Source organism: Candidatus Paceibacterota bacterium, from assembly GCA_041663045.1.
GTDB lineage: Bacteria > Patescibacteriota > Minisyncoccia > Phycocordibacterales > GWA1-40-21 > Bog-1340.
Window position 1 is genome coordinate 1 of the sequence record JBAZRH010000001.1, and the last position, 16,779, is coordinate 16,779.

Genomic DNA, 16,779 nt, shown 5'->3' on the forward strand with positions numbered 1-16,779 from the left:
GTATCGACCCTCTGAGAGTCACAGCTAACGCGTTAAGAGAACCGCCTGGGTAGTACGGCCGCAAGGCTAAAACTCAAAGGAATAGACGGGGACTTGCACAAGCGGAGGATCATGTGGTTTAATTCGATGGTAAACGAAGAACCTTACCAGGATTGGAAATCTAGCTGAAGACAGGTAGAAATATTTGTCGTCTCACAAGGACAGCTAGACAGGTGCTGCATGGCCGTCGTCAGTTCGTGGTTTGAATTGTTCCCTTAAGTGGGGTAACGAACGCAACCCTCGTTGTCTGTTATATATGTCAGACGAGACTGCCCAGCTTTTTGCTCATGAGCCCAAGGCTCACTAGCAAGAAGCTGGGAGGAAGGCGAGGATGACGCCAGGTCAGCATGGCCCTTTGATATCCTGGGCTACACACGTGATACAATGGACGCTACAACGCGATGCGACGAAGTAATTCTGAGCCAATCGTTAGAAAAGCGTCCTCAGTTCGGATTGAAGTCTGCAACTCGACTTCATGAAGTTGGATTCGCTAGTAATCTCGGGTCAGCTATACCGAGGTGAATACGTTCTCAAGTCTTGTACTCACCGCCCGTCAACTCAAGGGAGCCAGAAATACCCGAAACCCGCGCTAGTCGCGGTCTACGGTAAGTTTGGTAACAGGGAGTAAGTCGTAACAAGGCACGGGTAGCGGAAGCTGCTCGTGGAATTTTTCAAATCGAACACGCTATTGACTATCTTCGGATAGACTCAATGCTGATCGGTCGGTTTTCGGTGCCTCAATTGAGCATCGAAAGGTTTGTGCAAACTTTAAATGCACTAGACAGTGGGAAAGACTACACCAATCTGCTTAATTGTAGATAGGGAACGGAACAAAAGAAAGAACAATATAACCCCAGTGAAATAACAAATCAAATTTCACGGGGCAAGTAGTAAAAGAAGTAAAAAACAGCCAGAAATGGCTGTTTTTTGCTGTTCACAAAAGTGCTTGACTTTTATATCATAGTATGATAAGATTAACAGTTGAAAGGAGGGTGATATGAATATCGCTCTTAAGTTATTTGAAAATTGGCTGGCGCAAGGTAGTGTCGAACAGGAAATCAAGTCGGTAAAACGGCAGATTTTCTGGGCTCGACATCCGCGCATGGAGCAAACCCTGTTCGGTCTGAAAATGATCGGAGAAGGTGTCGGTACGGTGGCGGTGATCTGGACTTTCGGGGCGATTATTTTTTCGCTCCCGCAGGCTGGACTCACCGGTGAAGTCTTCAACCAGAATCTGAATCTTTGGTGGCATTGGCCACTTTGGTTGGTAGGACTCGCATAAAAGTGGCTGCGGTTTTCGGCGGAGCCGAAAACCGCAGCCTCAATTTTTTGTTCAAAAAATCAAAAAAGGAGAAAGAGATGAACGGAAATGGAAAGATCACGGTCGTGCCGAAACCAGATCTGATGATCCCACGCGGTCGACCTCACGGTCGTTCCGCCAAAGCCATCAAGGCAATCGCGATGCTGATCGCGTCTGCCTTGATTGTTGGAGCATTCTGGATCATCTTTGGTCCAAAATGAAATGAGCTAAAGTCGCAAACTGGCATTGAGCATTCGTTGCTCACTGCCAGTTTTCTTTTTGTCAGAAGTCTCTTTTGTGCTAGTATTCCTCGGGGCTCATTTAAGAAAGAGGAGGACAAATGTCTATAAGAGATTGGATCGAGGAGAAGACAAATGCCGTCGCACTCATTGCCTATGAACTTTTGCGACTGCCAGCAGAGTTTATCGCGAGAGCGCTAAAGATTGTGGAGTATACGATTGTGACCATATTGAGTCTTCTGCTCGCAATCGTCATCTTCGCAATCATAGTGATGGCAATAATGTATCACAAAAGCTGACCTATGGAGGTCGGCTTTTTATTGTATTAATTCATTTTTTCTGCTATATTTTCTCGTGAAAGGATGATGCCCTGCGTGGGCGTATAGCTCAGGTGGTTGAGCGGACAATCCTTGCGAATCTCGGATTGTCCTAATAAGACGAGGTCCTTTAAAATTCATTTGGTATTCAAAGTGGGCGTATAGCTCAGGTGGTTAGAGCGCGTCACTGATAATGACGAGGTCCCAAGTTCGAGTCTTGGTACGCCCACATTTTTAAAATTCAAAGGCGGTTTTGCGAAGCAAAACCGCCTTTGAATTTTACCCATACTAATGTAATATTTACTTTATGGGCGCGTGGCGAAATTGGCAGACGCATACGCGACAGGTTTGTTAGCTTATTAAAAAGCTAACAAAAGACGGAATAAAATTATTAGCAAATAATTTTATGAGTCGGGGTCGCGACCGAATTTTGCGACGGCAAAATGAGAGTTGTGACCGTGATGATTTTTAGTGCCGCGGTGGCGAAATTGGCAGACGCGCTACGTTCAGGTCGTAGTTCTCGCAAGAGAATGGGAGTTCAAGTCTCCCCCGCGGCACATTATTTGGAGGTTCAAGTCTCCCCGCGCCCACAAAGTAAACTATGAAAAATTACAAAGAATATTTTAAAGATAAAAAGGTGGTGATAATGGGTTTGGGGTTATTGGGCGGGGCGCTTAATGACGCTATCTTTTTGGCTGGCTGTGGCGCAGAGTTAACTATCACTGATTTGAAATCAAAATCAGAACTTGCACCATCGCTTAAAAAGCTTTCTAAATTCAAGAATATTAAATATGTTTTAGGTCACCATGATTTAGAAGATTTTAAAAAAGCCGATTTCATACTTCAGCCTGGGAATGTGCCAGTAGATTCCCCATATCTGGCAGAGGCTAAAAAAAATAATATTCCAATTCACGAAAGTGAGTCATTATTTATGGAATATGCAGAAAATATAAAAGTCGTCGGAGTGACAGGTACTAGAGGGAAGACCACCACCACTTGCTTGATCTATGAAATATCAAAATCTGTTTTTGGTAGGAAAGTTCATCTAGGTGGAAATGTGAAGGGTAAGTCTACTTTATCTCTACTAAAAGATATTCGGGAGGGCGACCTTGTTGTATTAGAACTAGACTCTTGGTGTTTACACGGTTTTGGCGATATCGGAAAGAGTCCGCATATTTCTGTCTTCACAAATCTGATGTCTGACCATCTGAACTATTATTTAAAAGGCAGTAAAGATGAAAAAGAAGCGGAGCAGAAATATTTTAGTGATAAGGCGCAAGTATATTTAAATCAAAAGAAAGAAGATTTTCTAATATGTGGAGAAAAAATTGCTAAGAGAATCGGCAGGGTAGAAAGTCAGAAGATTATTGTCGGCAAAGAGAATGTCTCCAAAGACTGGAAGCTGAAAATAAAAGGCGAGCATAACCTTGAAAATATTTCTTGTGCTGTGAAGGTCGCAGAAATTCTTGATGTACCGATGAATAAAATAAAAAAAGCGGTAGAAAAGTTCTCTGGTGTAGAAGGGAGGCAAGAATTTTTGCGAGAATACAGAGGTGTGAAAATTTATAATGACACGACTGCTACAACACCCGATGCGACAATCGTTGCTCTAAAATCGCTAGGGGATTTGAAGCAGAAGAATATTATCTTAATAATGGGTGGAGCGGATAAAAATCTTGATATGTCGGGATTTATAAATGAGGTGCCAAAATACTGCAAAAAAGTGATTTTATTGGCCGGAACAGGCACGGAAAAACTGGGAGGTAAGATAGACGGGGTAGTGGTAAAAAGCCTCAAGGAAGGGCTTTTAGAGGCCTTAAAAGGGGCGAAAAAAGGGGATATTTTGCTATTCAGTCCGGCTTTTGCCTCCCTCGGTATGTTTACCAACGAATTTGATAGGGGAGAACAATTTGTACGGCTAATTAAAGCCTTGAAATAGGAAATCTGAATAGACAAAAAGGGGCTGTTTTGGGCGAATGTCAAGAATAGCCCTTTTCTAGCTATATTTTTACGACCTTGGTTATAAGTGATATTTATTACTTGACTTTATAGTTATATTGTGCTAGACTTATAATTGAATATCAATATTCGAATCATGGCATGCGCTATGGGGAATGTTGATAGGAAATGCAGGCAAACGGAGAGTGAAAGATGGAAAAGCAAGAAAAGTTCGTTGTAATGGATAGTGGTGCGTGGACATGGTACAACAATCACGTGGTTCTCGACGAAGGCAAACGGACACGTCCCCGCAATATGTTGCCCCTATCCGCACTCGCTGAAGTGACCATGGCCCTTGGCCGGCCACTGACGCAATCCGACCTGAGTGTTTTGGTCGGCAAGGATGGTTCGAAGGCCAAGTGCGGAATTTGCGGCGAGGAATTTCAGCCTGTGCGTTTTGCCATCATTGATGACGATGCGCTCATGTTGATCTCCGAAAGCAAAGCCGTCCTCGAGGATATGTTCCTCTACGGTGGAAGCTTCATGGAACATCAGGAGCGGATTTATCCGCTTTGTGGTGGCCTCTGGCTCTTCGACCCGACCAGGAAGGATTCCCATGGCGAGTGGTATAGCCTTAACCCACAGACTTGTCTGGGTCAGAAACTCGACGAGTTCGGTAGGGACAAGAGCGGGGCAATTCGTCCGACACTCACTCTCGCGGATGTCGAAGAAATTCGCGAAAAGGAACGTGAGGCGCGGGCGAAGAAGACCACTAAGATTGAGGGTGGCACGGTCATCGAGCTCGTCGGCGACTGCGGTGGCATGGTGAAATTCGTGCAAGGAGGTGTGGTGAAGGGAAATGAGTCCTGTACCATCTACCTCGGTACCCGTCGTCATCTCACTTTTGATCAAAATGGCATTCGTTTTGCCGAAAAGGTCAAGGAGAGACATCCCAAGGGTATATCCCGCGGGATGAATATTGTGTACGAACGCAATCGAGTCGGTGACAAAAGTGAAGCGTTCGGTTGGGCCCCGGCACACGAATACGATGAAGTCCTCAAGAAGTATCAGCAGGCCTTCTCGAAATCCGAGCCGAAGCCGCAGGTAGTTGTAGCAGCCTAATTCCGAAAAGAGTGTAGGCAACCCGGTAGCAAGAAGTTTCAAAACCTTCTTTGCTACCGGTTTTTTTATTGGCGGGATTTTCGCGGAGCGAAAATCCCGCCTTTATCTTTTTATTTATGCTAGAATATTTTTATATATGAGGAGTATTTTAAACACATCAAAAAATATCCATTTTATTGGTATCGGTGGTATCGGTATCTCTGCTATAGCAAGGATGATGCTTGCAGACGGCAAAAAAGTTAGCGGTTCGGATGCCTCTGGTTCTGAAATCATAGATTCACTAAAGAAGCTTGGTGCGGAAATTAAAATTGGACACAATACAGAAAATTTACCGAAGGATACTGACTTGGTAATCTATACAGTCGCAATTTCAAAAGAAAATCCAGAATTTATTGAAGCCGGAAAGAGAAAAATAAAAATGCTTACTTACGCCGAAGCACTTCACGAAATTTCAAAAGACAAATTTACTATCGCTGTTTCTGGTACGCACGGTAAGACGACTACGACCGCTATGATTGCGAAAGTCTTGATAGACGCAGGACTTGATCCTACCGTGATAGTCGGTTCACTTATAAAATCAGATGAGAAATCTGGTTTTGCTACGAATTTTATTGCGGGCAGAAGCAAATATTTTGTAGTAGAGGCTTGTGAATATAAGAGATCGTTTTTAAACATAGAGCCCACTATCGTAGCTATTACAAATATAGATAACGATCATTTAGACTATTATAAAGATATAAAAGATATACAATCAGCTTTTAATAAATTCGCAAAGAAAGCTCCAGAAAAAGGTTTTGTGATTTGTAATATTAAAGACAAAAATATAAGCGGGGCGACTGCTGGCATATCAGCAAAAATCGTAAATTGGGCGGATTTTAAGGCGGATAAATTGAGGCTGAAGGTGCCGGGTGAGCATAATAAAAAAGATGCAAGTGTCGCTCTCGCTGTGGCACATTTGCTGGGGATTGATAAAAAGAAAGCGGAGAAATCCTTGGAAGGTTTTGTCGGTACTTGGAGAAGATTTGAATATAAAGGGGAGACAAAGAGTGGTGTTATTGTTTATGAAGATTATGCGCACCACCCCACGGAGATAAAAGCAACACTGAAAGGAGCGAGAGAGATGTTTCCTAAACAGAAAATCGTAGTTGTATTTCAACCACATCTTTTTTCAAGGACAAAATTACTTTTGAGAGATTTCGGAAAAGCTTTTTCAGATGCGGATGAGATCTTACTTGCCCCGATATATCCTGCGCGTGAAGCTTTTGACCCGACCATATCTTCTGAAATCTTGGCTGAAGAAATAAATAAAAATAAGAAAACCGCTCAATCTTTTACCAGTTTTGAAGATATAGAAAAAGAATTAATAAATAAGTTGAAAAAAGGCGATATTTTGATTACAATGGGAGCTGGTGAAGCTTATAAGATTGGTGAAGAAATAATAAAATGAAATCAAGCACGGAAAAAATAGTCTTTGAATCGCCGGAGAAAAAACATTTTGAAAGCATGGTTGATGATCATGAGGGACTTCTTCTTTCTATGGTTTTAAATCTACTCAAAGAATCTAATCCTGAAGCGATAGAAAGCAAGCTCGGAGAAGGGAGGCTTGCAAAAGTCTTCGAGATTGGCCATATATTTAATTGTTGTGTGAAAATCTTGAAAACAGAAAGAGACGAATCTGTGATACAAAGTCAATCTTTGACTTCAGAAGTTGAAATGCAAGACAAAATGTCTGGAATAGGTCGCTCCGGTGTAAAAGTTCCTCAACCATATGTTTGGGTTAGAATGAGACCGGAAGCAGATGATAATCTCAAAGAGAGTGTAGTTGAGTTTTTCTTTATGGAGAAAATAAAAGGCGCGAGTCTCGAAGATGTATTCAAAGGTATAAAGCCCTTACCGGATAAATTTGATTTTGAATCTTTTTTCAAAAAAATATCAGATTTTGTGACAGAGATGAACGAAAGACATATTTTCCACAGAGACCTCCATAAGGGGAATGTAATGATAGATGAAGAAGGCAATCCTTGTGTCATTGATTTCGGTACAACGGTAAGTGTGTGGGGAGACGACGATAATGAAATCTATAGGGATCGAAAACCGGATGGCGGTGTTATTATGTATCCGAAAGATCCGGTATCTGTGAAAAAATTAAGAGCAGAGATGAGAGAGTGGTTGACAAATCATAATAAATAATATAGTATACGATATGGAAAATATGAATAAACAACAGGAGGGGACAATGAAAGTGGAAAGGGGTTTTGCACGGAGTTTTGAGGCCCAGATAGACCTTTCTTTGCAGGAAATGCTTGTTGCAGGTCTTAATGAGATTCAGATCCCCGGAAAAACAGGAATGTTTATCATGACAAAAGAAAATCGTGATATGGCTGTTGCCAAAGGTGCAACCGTCCTTTCTCCGATCAAAAGTCATGAAAAGACTTTCTGGGTCGTTCAGCTTGTTCGATAAGAGGCTTCTCGCATCTGCGTTTAGCCTCTTTTATTTTATCTCTTTATGAATAAATTTTATGTAATCGGAACGCCAATAGGAAATCTAGAGGACATCTCATACAGAGCGGTGAGGATTTTGAATGAAGTCGATTTAGTGCTTTGTGAAGATACTAGAGTGACAATAAATCTTTTGAATAAATACAGTATAAATAAGCCGACAATGAGTTATCATTCTCAAAGTAAGCTCTCAAAGGTGGATAAGATTTTGGAAATGATAGCTGAGGGCAAAACACTTGCTCTTGTCTCTGATGCCGGAACACCGACCATTTCTGACCCTGGCTCAATGCTTATTTCAAAGATTCGCGCAGCGTTTTCCGAAATAGAAATAATTGCTATACCAGGTCCCTCGGCGCTTGTATCCGCACTTTCGATTTCCGGTCTTCCTGCTTCTGAATTTGCTTTTCTTGGATTTCTGCCACATAAAAAAGGTAGAGAAACTCTTTTTAAAGAAATAGCCTCTGCAGAGAGGACCGTCGTCTTTTATGAATCTCCCCATAGGATTCTGAAAGCACTTGAATCGCTTAAAGATCACTTGGCTCTGCCAGAGCCAAGTAGTAGGAAGATTGTCGTCGCTCGGGAGCTTACAAAAGTTTTTGAACAAATCGTATCAGGCACAGCCGAAGAAATTCTTAAATATTTTGCCGATAATCCCGACAAAGTGAGGGGAGAATTTGTAGTAATGGTTTCAGCTAAATAACAGGGTTGATTTTTGCCAGGATCCCGAGAAAATCAACCCTGTTATTATTTTGCTATCTAGCTGGTCTATGTTATATTACTAGTAATTAATCACAAAGATATGATAAAAATTTCATCAATATTTATTCTTGGTATCATTATTGCGATCGTTCCGTTTACTGGCTTCCCTAAGACAGTAAAGGATTTCACTTATATATTCGGTGGCCTTATTGTCACAGGACTCTCTTTACTTATCAGAAGAGAATTACATGAGGTTTTGAGGTCTCTTCACAATGATCATATAAAGACTGATACATTTTCTCAGAATTCTCCAGATCAAAAATCTAGTGAAGATAAAATAAATGGCTAAAGTAGCAAAGAGCAAAAGATTTATATTTTTTCTTTTTACTATTTTGGTCGTTGTTGTTTTTTATTTTCTTCTTCCAACACTATTTCCAATAATATCTGAAAATAGAGAATTGACTACAAATACCTCTACATCGACAGATATTGTAATTCACATGAACACTCCCAAACCCCTAAAGGCTATTTACATGACGGCTTGTGTCGCCGGTACTCCAAGCTTTCGTGAAAAACTGAAAATAATTGCTGAAACTACAGAGATAAATGCAATAGTTATAGATATAAAAGATTATACCGGTACTATTACTTTTAAATCTGATAATCCGCTCTTTAAAGAAAATAGTCCTAAAGACAACAAAGGCCAAGGCTGCCAAGTAGATGATCTGAAGATTTTTATATCAGAGCTTCATAGAAGCGGTGTTTATGTAATAGCGAGAATTTCTACATTTCAAGATAAATATCTTGTAAGTAAAAGGCCAGACCTTGCTGTAAAAAGAAAGACAGACGGTGCAATATGGAAAGACCACAAGGGTGTAAGCTGGCTTGATGCAGGATCAAAAGAAGTTTGGAGTTATATTTCAACACTTGGTAGGGAAGCCTATAGTATTGGTTTTGATGAATTGAACTTTGATTATATAAGATTTCCTTCGGATGGGGATATGAAAAATATTGCTTACACTTTTAGTGATGGAAGACCGAAAGCAGAAGTGATGAAAGACTTCTTTGTTTATATTTCTTCTGTATTTAAGCCACTCAATGTCCCGATTTCTGCAGACTTATTTGGTATGACGACGACGAACAAAGATGATTTAAATATTGGGCAACTTCTTGAGGATGCTTTATTGTATTTTGACTATGTTGCGCCTATGGTTTATCCGTCGCATTATCCCCCGACATTTTTGAATTTTACAAATCCGGCCGAGCATCCTTATGAAGTTGTCAGTTATTCTATGAAATCTGCTGTTGAAAGAGCAAATTTAGCAAGCACCACTCCTTATAAGCTTCGCCCGTGGCTTCAGGATTTCGATCTCGGTGCTACTTATACGCCGGGAATGATCCGTGCACAGATAAAAGCTACATATGATGTAGGTTTGGATTCATGGATGCTTTGGGACGCTGGCAATACCTACACAGTGAAGGCTCTCTGGCCGAAAGGATTCTCTGAAAAAGATGCCATGGCCTCAAGTACAATTTCAATATAGTTTTGTTTTTAAAAAATGGTATAATTTTATCAAATGGATCCTGAAAGAATCACATATTTTGGAGAGACAGATTCTAGAAGCAAACGTGTTAAATTTGGCATTAAAGCGAAAGACAGAACTCGTCATGTTTATGTTATAGGTAAAACAGGTATGGGTAAGTCTACTTTACTTGAAAATATGGCAATTCAGGATTTGAAAAACGGCGAGGGTATGGCTTTTATGGATCCGCATGGTAAAACAGCTGAGCTTCTGCTTGATTATATTCCTCCAGAGAGAATAAAAGATATTGTTTACTTTGCTCCCTTTGATACTAATTATCCGATATCTTTCAATGTGCTTGAAGATGTCGGTTATGATAAACGACACTTGGTAGTTTCTGGGCTGATGAGTACATTCAAGAAGATTTGGGTGGACGCTTGGTCTGCTAGGATGGAGTATATTCTTACAAACACCCTTCTTGCACTTATTGAATATCCAGACGCAACACTTCTTGGTGTAAACAGAATGCTTGCAGATAAAGAATATAGAAAGAAAGTGGTGGATAATGTAAAAGATCCCTCGGTCAAATCTTTTTGGGTTGATGAGTTTGCAAAGTATACAGATAAATTTGCTGCTGAAGCCACTCCCGCTATTCAGAATAAGGTTGGTCAATTTACTTCAAACCCATTGATAAGAAATATCGTCGGTCAACCTAAATCCACCATCGATATTCGAAAGATGATGGATGAGAAGAAGATTTTAATTATAAACCTTTCCAAAGGAAAAGTGGGGGAGGCGAATGCGAATCTTCTCGGCTCGATGCTTATTACGAAGATCTATCTTGCAGCCATGTCTCGTGCAGATGTGCCGGAGAAAAAACTTAAACTATTACCAAATTTTTATCTTTATGTAGATGAATTTCAGTCTTTTGCTAACGAATCTTTTGCAGACATTCTTTCAGAGGCAAGGAAATATAAACTCAATCTTACTATTGCTCATCAATACATTGAACAAATGTCAGATGAAGTACGGGCCGCCGTCTTTGGAAACGTCGGAACATTTATAACCTTTAGAGTGGGTGCTATAGATGCAGAAGTCCTTGAAAAAGAATTTGCTCCTCAGTTTACAGCAGAAGATCTTGTAAACCTTGGTATCTTTCAGATGTATTTAAAACTCATGATAGACGGGGTAAGCTCTGTGCCATTTTCGGCATCTTCATTACCACCAATTCCCGAACCCGTTATCTCATACAAGTCAGAGATTGTAGAAAGCTCCAGAAGACAATTTGCACAACCAAGAGCTGGTGTGGAGCAGGCTATCAATAATTGGCATGAGGAAGGAAAGGGTCCAACAGAATGGCAAAAGAAACAGGAAAAAGTTGGGAAGATACCTCAACAACCAAGATCTTTTAATGCACCCCCTAACCCTTTTGGATTTAATGGTGGGGCGAATACTAGTAGAGAAAAAAGTTACTCAAATGATAATTATAAACAGCGACCGACTCAAGCTCGACCCGTTGTGATGCCAGTAGTGAATCCTGAAGTCGTTGAGCAACCCAAAGACGAAGTTATAAGACGAGATACGCAAACGAAGAAGTCAGAAACAAAGCCTACTAGAGTAGAGATTTTTGATAAAGATATAAGTGACGACTTTGTTCCACTCAAAGCTGTGGCTCCCCAAATAATTGCACAGGAGAAAAAGGTTGAGCAGGCTATGAATAGGAATCCGGTAGTGGAGAATAATAAAAATATTGTCAAAAAAGACGGGAAGATAATGAGTAGAGAAAATCTATCGGCTTTGCAGTTGGCGCTTCAGCAAGCTCTGAAAAGTAATACTTTACATACGGATAAGAAAGCAGAAAAGGGCGTGTCGGAGAGAGAAAAAAGTTCTGGCGTACCCACTACTCCATCTCCAAAATCAGAATCCATCCACAAACCATCCGCCGAAGAGCTTAAGAAAGTTCTCGGAGTAGAATAATCTAATGATAGATAAATGGATTTTAATCTTATTTTTATTTATAGTACTCTGCTCTGTATCAGCAATTCTTGCCCGCAGGCAAGGTATGAAAAAAAACGAACAGTCTGACACGAATCTTTCCGCAGATGATTTTAAGATCTTAGAGTAAACTCTTTAGAAGTCTCAATTTTGCCCAAAACATAGCAGTAAACCAATTTGGATATTTCCCAAAATTCTTTAATACTATTGTTAAGTGATTCCATGCCATATCTATTTTTCTTTCTTGAGAGAAACTTTGAGAGTGTTTGGTGTAAGAAGTGGTAATATCTTTTAGATTTTTCATTTTACCAAATCGTCCCAATCTTAAAAATAAATCCAAATCTTCATCACAAGATAACCTCTCATTATAACCATTAATCTTTTCTACAGTATCTTTTTTATACATCACACTAGAGTGGGGGATTTGATTAGATTTTAATATTTTTTTTCTTATTTCAACATCTTCTGTTTCAAAATCAGTATTTTTTATAAAATTTTCTTTTTCGTCTATTATTTTTATATTTGAACCAATTAAAATATAATCTAGATTATTTTCTAGAAAATCAACTTGTTTTCGTAGTTTGTTATTATCAATCCAAAAATCATCACTATCTAGTATGGCTATATATTTACCTTGGGCTGTATTAAGAGCTTTATTTCTATTTTTTGATATTCCGAGATTTGTGTCGTTTTTGAAATATTTTATCTTTGCATTGTCTTGTATCAAATCCCTTACTATTTTTTCTGTATTGTCCGAAGACGCATCATCCATGACAATGATCTCAAAGTCAGAAAAACTCTGTGCGAGAGCGCTTCTTATTGCTCTCTCTATAAATTTCTCTCTGTTATATGTGCAAATTATTACTGATATTCTGGGCATAATTATATTTTTATCCAGTCTGGTGGAAGTAAATCCTTATATTCTTTTTGATATCTATTATTCCATTTCTTTGGTGCAATGACAATTTTTCCCGGATTTTGATTCAGCCATGCGCCCCACCAAGAAAAAGAAGAGTTGGCGATGATGTTGTGTTTGCAGAGGCTCATAAGGATTATCTCCTCTTCGTCTTTTTCTACGATAGTTGGTTTGATAATAAAAGTGGTAGTGGAGTTTGTCTTTATATTTTCTTTGGCCCACTCTATATCGTCGGAAAATACAAAAAAGATTGGATCTTGTATCTTTTCTTTAATTATTTGTATTGCCTTTTCATAATATTCTAAGCCAAAGGTAAAGTGAGCAGATTTTGTTCTTTGGTCGTTTACATAATCGCCACGGCGAATATGTATTGATACGGAATTTGTATTGCGGATCTGTGTCAGTAGGGCAGAATATTTAGCCTCTATCGTTTGTTTAAGTGTAATCTCTTTAAGCAGTTCATTTTTTATAGGCTCCAAATATTTGTAACTTTGCCAAAAACCATCAAAATATTTTTCACTGGCATTTAAGATATTTGGTATATATCCAATATTATGAATCCTTAATATCTTGGATTTAAATATTCTGATGAATTTTGAGAATATACCCAAAGGATATTTAACCTTTAGTATTTCACTAGGAGTAGCAATCTCGGCATTTATATTAAAATTATTTAGGGTAAATTCTCTGACCGTATCTTTGCCGGAGGTCTCGCTATCAGTATCCAGTTTCAAGATATCTTTTTGATTGATGGAAATATACCTCCCAAAAGCATATTGGAATAATTGATTACCCAGGCCACCTTTTATCTTAGTTATTATCATCTCTCTTAAAGAAAAAGATTAGACTTTCATTGTCCCTTAAAAGTTTTTCCTGTTTATTGTTGTCTCTGCACATATAATAATCACCGCTTCCTTTAGTAAGAAGCCTATTCAAACCGCATCTATTGGCAATTAAATTTATTTCCCAATACGGGATTGGGTTAATATGATAATCAAAACAGTCAGGAGTGAACCATTTAAAATATCCTCTAAAGAAGAACATGAGTCTGCTTTGCAAGGAGACAATGTTGGGTGTTGTAATAATTAAAATACCATCATCTTTTAAGAGTTTTTTTGCCTCGCGAACCATTTTCCATGGATTTTCAACATGCTCGATAATTTCTTGGCAAATAACTACGTCAAACGTTTTATTCGGAAATGGAATAGGTATTGTCTGATTTAAATCAAATTTAATATTTTTACTATCCGATGTAGGCAGATCAATATCAAGATTATATACATCAAATCCTAGACTTTTATAAATAGATGAAACTTGGCCTGTTCCGCCACCCATATTTAGAATTTTATTACCGCTTGTTTTTTTTGCCCTAAGAATGTCTGATAATTCTATTGAAATCGTTTCAATTACTCCAGGGGAGGCATGACAATACAAGCAATCGACTAGACGTTTAATTCCAGAATAGACAAAACTTCTCTCATTGTGTGTAAAAGTCTCTTTCAACTTCTCAATTAATTCCGAATCATTTGGTTTAATGACTATTATATTAAGAAAACGTAAAATATTTTTTAATATCTTTTTCATGATATGTAATATCTATTTTAGCACAAATTATATGCTATTTCGTAATTCTCTGATTATTTCAAGATATCTTTTAGTAGAGGCCTCGTCTGATAAGCTTTTTTGGCAATATCCTCTTGGGGAATAGGAGCCAAGGTTCTTCATCATTTCTTCTATTTTAATCTTAAAATCATTAAAATCCTTGAAGAATTGGCCACTTTCATTTGTAAGATATGGTGCAGATATTTGTCCGTAAGCGATTTTTCCATCAGGGTAAGTATAGGATTTCCTCTCCAATACTAAGGTTGGGACGTTCTTGGCCCAGGCTTCCTGTAGTGCTATGCCCTGACTTTCAACTATTTGCAGATAGATCATTAGTTTACTCTTATTTAGTAATGAAAAATACTCTGCTTGTTTATAATTACTATACCTGATTATTTCAAACTTATATTTTTTTGTTTGTAGATAATTCTGAACCGCATTCGCAAGTTCTAAATCTACATTTTTTATAAAAAGTAAGATATTATCTCTTATTATAGGCGTATCTTGCGATATTGGAATATCGGTTCCGGCCGGCCATATTGATATTTTTGCTGACTGTTCTTTTGTCATATTTTGGCTATAGAAGTCAGCAACCCATTGTGAGGGGACTAGTATAGTGTCAATATTTTTGTCTAGAAGTATCCCATCCTGGTCATTTGGGCTTATTATCAGGTTCGGTCCAGCAATAATTCTTTTGATCACTCCGTTGCTTTTAAGTTTTATTGTATCTTTAAGGGCTTTTACACCACTAAGCACGTGAACTGACTCGAATTTAGGAATCTTCGGGTTTATCTCATAATCTATTTGTGATTTATTTAAACCTCGAATGAGGCTTTCAAGAACAGCTTCAGGACCGCTTTTTTTATTGATTATCTTTCTAACGAGCCACTTAAGATACTCCTTAGAAAATATGTTATTAGTTCTAGTATAAATAGAAATCATTAGATTCTTATTAATTTATCATTAAATGAATCGTGCCATATTACATTTAAATATGGAACTTCTTTATACGAAAGTCTATTATTTATAATAAACTTATATAAATCTCTCTCAATGCTGATTTTCATCATCAACATCCATTTTATAGATACATTATCAACATATTTTTTTAATTCAAGACTTTCTATTGCTACTAACCCAGTCATAATTTGAACTAATCTAAAAGTAAATATTTTGTATTTTCTTACTAGGACTCTTTCAACTCTAAAGTAATTATTAGGGTCGCTAAGGAATCTTTCGAAAAAAATGAAATTCTCCAATTTCTGCCTTGGCTCAAAACTAATTATGTATTTATATCTTTCACCAATTACTGATAATATTTTTTGCCACTGTATTATCAGTCCTGCACCTTTATTTTTTCTTCCCGCCTCATTATTTAGAAAAAAACAAGTCTTTAAATTTGGTATTTTGGATAAAACATTTTTGATTTTATCATCGATTACGGAAGGATCTGCCAGTGTGCTATCTACCAAATAAAAATCAAAATCCATTGGGTGTTTCCTAGCTAAGACAATCATTTGCTCTAAGCCCCCAGCATATTGATCAATACGGTTTTTACTATCAGTGTTGCTGTTTGTTGTTGTAATAAACGCGGTTGGTAGAATTATAGCTGTTTTCATATGATTCTTGTTAAGAAGATTATTTTGGTATATAATGAAAAAATGATTAAGAATAACCCTAAAATTTTAATAACTGGTGGTCTTGGCTTTATATTTTCGCATGTTACTGAGTACTTTGTCAATAAAGACTGGAACGTTGTTGTGATTGACAATGAGTCAGACGGTTCGCATCCAGAAATAATAAATGGGACATTTAAGTATTATAAAATGGATGTCTCTGATCATAACATCATAAATATTATTTTAAAAGAAAGTCCCGAGTATGTTTTACATGCTGCAGCGATATCAGATGTAGATTTCTCTATTAAAAACTCTTTTAAAACCATGAGCAGTAATATATTGGGTAATTTACATGTGTTTGAAGCTAGTAAAAAACTCCCCAATTTAGTTAGGTTGTTGTATGTGTCTACCGATGAGATATATGGAGAGTGTGGGCATAAAAAGAAAGAAACAGAAATAATCTTTCCGAAGAATCCGTATTCTTGTTCAAAGGCAGTTGGATCATTGTTAAGGATCGCCTATGACAACTCTTTTAAAGAACTTTTTGATAAAACCTCTGAAACCAGGTTTTGTAACGTTTTTGGGCCAAGACAGGATAAAAGAAAAATATTACCAGCAATAAAGGAAAGTTTAGATGGAAAATATTCTATACCATTGCATGATGGAGGGACAGGGTACAGAGAATATATTTATGTAAAAAATATACCACCTGTAATTGATTTGATACTGAATTCAGATAAGGGAAACAGAGTATTCAATGTGACATTGAATAATGGTTATACCGTGCAAGAGTTGATAGAAAAAGCCGAGGAAATTACTGGTAAGAAATGCTTAACCCATCCAAGTCATAGGGAAGGCATGGACTTAAAATATCAAATGAATGCGACGAGGTTGAAGAGATTAGGTTGGAAACCACTTTATACATTTAAGCAAGGTTTAAAGGAATATTTATTAGATAAGTAATAAATCAT

Annotated in this window: 19 protein-coding genes, 2 tRNA genes and 1 rRNA gene; 17 read left to right on the forward strand and 5 right to left on the reverse strand. The window is 38.0% G+C overall.

Going from position 1 to position 16,779, the window contains the following annotated elements; all coding sequences use genetic code 11:
• From WC631_00005 to WC631_00080, 16 genes are all read left to right on the forward strand, one after another.
• Positions 1-716: ribosomal RNA gene (locus WC631_00005) — 16S ribosomal RNA — on the forward strand; the annotation flags it as partial.
• Positions 717-1,036: 320 nt separating this feature from the next.
• Positions 1,037-1,321 carry a hypothetical protein gene (locus tag WC631_00010; protein MFA6226859.1) on the forward strand — a complete coding sequence of 95 codons (285 nt, stop codon included), beginning with the start codon at positions 1,037-1,039 and terminating at the stop codon, positions 1,319-1,321.
• Between the two features lie 2 nt (positions 1,322-1,323).
• On the forward strand, positions 1,324-1,560 hold the full coding sequence (locus tag WC631_00015; GenBank protein ID MFA6226860.1) for a hypothetical protein: 237 nt from the start codon (positions 1,324-1,326) through the stop codon (positions 1,558-1,560).
• A 119-nt stretch (positions 1,561-1,679) separates the two neighbouring features.
• A complete protein-coding gene (locus WC631_00020) occupies positions 1,680-1,877 on the forward strand; it encodes a hypothetical protein (protein ID MFA6226861.1) in 198 nt (65 codons plus the stop codon).
• 173 nt (positions 1,878-2,050) lie between these two features.
• A tRNA-Ile gene (locus WC631_00025) sits at positions 2,051-2,124 on the forward strand.
• A 244-nt stretch (positions 2,125-2,368) separates the two neighbouring features.
• Positions 2,369-2,452 (forward strand) — tRNA-Leu (locus tag WC631_00030).
• Positions 2,453-2,496: 44 nt separating this feature from the next.
• Positions 2,497-3,834: a UDP-N-acetylmuramoyl-L-alanine--D-glutamate ligase gene (gene murD / locus WC631_00035; GenBank protein ID MFA6226862.1), complete on the forward strand. Its 1,338-nt coding sequence runs from the start codon at positions 2,497-2,499 to the stop codon at positions 3,832-3,834.
• Positions 3,835-4,046: 212 nt separating this feature from the next.
• Entirely contained in the window at positions 4,047-4,955 is a 909-nt protein-coding gene (locus WC631_00040; protein ID MFA6226863.1) for a hypothetical protein, read from the forward strand.
• 136 nt (positions 4,956-5,091) lie between these two features.
• Positions 5,092-6,402, forward strand: a complete 1,311-nt coding sequence (gene murC, locus WC631_00045) for a UDP-N-acetylmuramate--L-alanine ligase (GenBank protein ID MFA6226864.1) — start codon at positions 5,092-5,094, stop codon at positions 6,400-6,402.
• On the forward strand, positions 6,399-7,145 hold the full coding sequence (locus WC631_00050) for a phosphotransferase (protein MFA6226865.1): 747 nt from the start codon (positions 6,399-6,401) through the stop codon (positions 7,143-7,145). Before murC ends, WC631_00050 begins: the two co-directional genes overlap by 4 nt.
• A 22-nt stretch (positions 7,146-7,167) precedes the next feature.
• Positions 7,168-7,416, forward strand: coding sequence for a hypothetical protein (locus tag WC631_00055; GenBank protein MFA6226866.1), 249 nt, complete (start codon positions 7,168-7,170; stop codon positions 7,414-7,416).
• A gap of 45 nt (positions 7,417-7,461) precedes the next feature.
• Positions 7,462-8,154 carry a 16S rRNA (cytidine(1402)-2'-O)-methyltransferase gene (gene rsmI / locus WC631_00060; protein ID MFA6226867.1) on the forward strand — a complete coding sequence of 231 codons (693 nt, stop codon included), beginning with the start codon at positions 7,462-7,464 and terminating at the stop codon, positions 8,152-8,154.
• 99 nt (positions 8,155-8,253) lie between these two features.
• Complete coding sequence (locus tag WC631_00065) at positions 8,254-8,502, forward strand: hypothetical protein (protein ID MFA6226868.1); 249 nt, start codon at positions 8,254-8,256, stop codon at positions 8,500-8,502.
• A complete protein-coding gene (locus WC631_00070) occupies positions 8,495-9,697 on the forward strand; it encodes a putative glycoside hydrolase (protein ID MFA6226869.1) in 1,203 nt (400 codons plus the stop codon). Before WC631_00065 ends, WC631_00070 begins: the two co-directional genes overlap by 8 nt.
• A 33-nt stretch (positions 9,698-9,730) precedes the next feature.
• Positions 9,731-11,653 (forward strand): type IV secretion system DNA-binding domain-containing protein, encoded by a 1,923-nt coding sequence (locus WC631_00075; GenBank protein ID MFA6226870.1) that lies wholly within the window; start codon positions 9,731-9,733, stop codon positions 11,651-11,653.
• A 4-nt stretch (positions 11,654-11,657) separates the two neighbouring features.
• Positions 11,658-11,801: a hypothetical protein gene (locus WC631_00080; protein MFA6226871.1), complete on the forward strand. Its 144-nt coding sequence runs from the start codon at positions 11,658-11,660 to the stop codon at positions 11,799-11,801.
• On the opposite strand, the gene WC631_00085 is transcribed toward WC631_00080, so the two are convergent.
• The 5 genes from WC631_00085 to WC631_00105 are packed head-to-tail and all read right to left on the reverse strand — an operon-like array spanning position 11,793 to position 15,808.
• Positions 11,793-12,551, reverse strand: a complete 759-nt coding sequence (locus WC631_00085) for a glycosyltransferase family 2 protein (GenBank protein ID MFA6226872.1) — start codon at positions 12,549-12,551, stop codon at positions 11,793-11,795. The two genes, WC631_00080 and WC631_00085, sit on opposite strands and share 9 nt — an antisense overlap.
• A gap of 2 nt (positions 12,552-12,553) precedes the next feature.
• Positions 12,554-13,411, reverse strand: coding sequence for an alpha-1,2-fucosyltransferase (locus WC631_00090; protein MFA6226873.1), 858 nt, complete (start codon positions 13,409-13,411; stop codon positions 12,554-12,556).
• Positions 13,398-14,171, reverse strand: a complete 774-nt coding sequence (locus WC631_00095) for a class I SAM-dependent methyltransferase (GenBank protein ID MFA6226874.1) — start codon at positions 14,169-14,171, stop codon at positions 13,398-13,400. Before WC631_00095 ends, WC631_00090 begins: the two co-directional genes overlap by 14 nt.
• A gap of 27 nt (positions 14,172-14,198) precedes the next feature.
• On the reverse strand, positions 14,199-15,131 hold the full coding sequence (locus WC631_00100) for a hypothetical protein (protein ID MFA6226875.1): 933 nt from the start codon (positions 15,129-15,131) through the stop codon (positions 14,199-14,201).
• Positions 15,131-15,808: a hypothetical protein gene (locus tag WC631_00105; protein MFA6226876.1), complete on the reverse strand. Its 678-nt coding sequence runs from the start codon at positions 15,806-15,808 to the stop codon at positions 15,131-15,133. Before WC631_00105 ends, WC631_00100 begins: the two co-directional genes overlap by 1 nt.
• A 42-nt stretch (positions 15,809-15,850) precedes the next feature.
• On the opposite strand from WC631_00105, the gene WC631_00110 reads away from it, so the two are divergent.
• Positions 15,851-16,771, forward strand: coding sequence for a GDP-mannose 4,6-dehydratase (locus WC631_00110; protein ID MFA6226877.1), 921 nt, complete (start codon positions 15,851-15,853; stop codon positions 16,769-16,771).
• Positions 16,772-16,779 lie beyond the last annotated feature (8 nt).

Coding starts and splice junctions, on each gene's coding strand:
- WC631_00010 (MFA6226859.1), top strand. CDS start 1,037: ATGAATATCGCTCTTAAGTTATTTGAAAATTGGCTGGCGCAAGGTAGT.
- WC631_00020 (MFA6226861.1), top strand. CDS start 1,680: ATGTCTATAAGAGATTGGATCGAGGAGAAGACAAATGCCGTCGCACTC.
- murD (MFA6226862.1), top strand. CDS start 2,497: ATGAAAAATTACAAAGAATATTTTAAAGATAAAAAGGTGGTGATAATG.
- WC631_00040 (MFA6226863.1), top strand. CDS start 4,047: ATGGAAAAGCAAGAAAAGTTCGTTGTAATGGATAGTGGTGCGTGGACA.
- murC (MFA6226864.1), top strand. CDS start 5,092: ATGAGGAGTATTTTAAACACATCAAAAAATATCCATTTTATTGGTATC.
- WC631_00050 (MFA6226865.1), top strand. CDS start 6,399: ATGAAATCAAGCACGGAAAAAATAGTCTTTGAATCGCCGGAGAAAAAA.
- WC631_00055 (MFA6226866.1), top strand. CDS start 7,168: ATGAATAAACAACAGGAGGGGACAATGAAAGTGGAAAGGGGTTTTGCA.
- rsmI (MFA6226867.1), top strand. CDS start 7,462: ATGAATAAATTTTATGTAATCGGAACGCCAATAGGAAATCTAGAGGAC.
- WC631_00065 (MFA6226868.1), top strand. CDS start 8,254: ATGATAAAAATTTCATCAATATTTATTCTTGGTATCATTATTGCGATC.
- WC631_00070 (MFA6226869.1), top strand. CDS start 8,495: ATGGCTAAAGTAGCAAAGAGCAAAAGATTTATATTTTTTCTTTTTACT.
- WC631_00075 (MFA6226870.1), top strand. CDS start 9,731: ATGGATCCTGAAAGAATCACATATTTTGGAGAGACAGATTCTAGAAGC.
- WC631_00080 (MFA6226871.1), top strand. CDS start 11,658: ATGATAGATAAATGGATTTTAATCTTATTTTTATTTATAGTACTCTGC.
- WC631_00085 (MFA6226872.1), bottom strand. CDS start 12,551: ATGCCCAGAATATCAGTAATAATTTGCACATATAACAGAGAGAAATTT.
- WC631_00090 (MFA6226873.1), bottom strand. CDS start 13,411: ATGATAATAACTAAGATAAAAGGTGGCCTGGGTAATCAATTATTCCAA.
- WC631_00095 (MFA6226874.1), bottom strand. CDS start 14,171: ATGAAAAAGATATTAAAAAATATTTTACGTTTTCTTAATATAATAGTC.
- WC631_00100 (MFA6226875.1), bottom strand. CDS start 15,131: ATGATTTCTATTTATACTAGAACTAATAACATATTTTCTAAGGAGTAT.
- WC631_00105 (MFA6226876.1), bottom strand. CDS start 15,808: ATGAAAACAGCTATAATTCTACCAACCGCGTTTATTACAACAACAAAC.
- WC631_00110 (MFA6226877.1), top strand. CDS start 15,851: ATGATTAAGAATAACCCTAAAATTTTAATAACTGGTGGTCTTGGCTTT.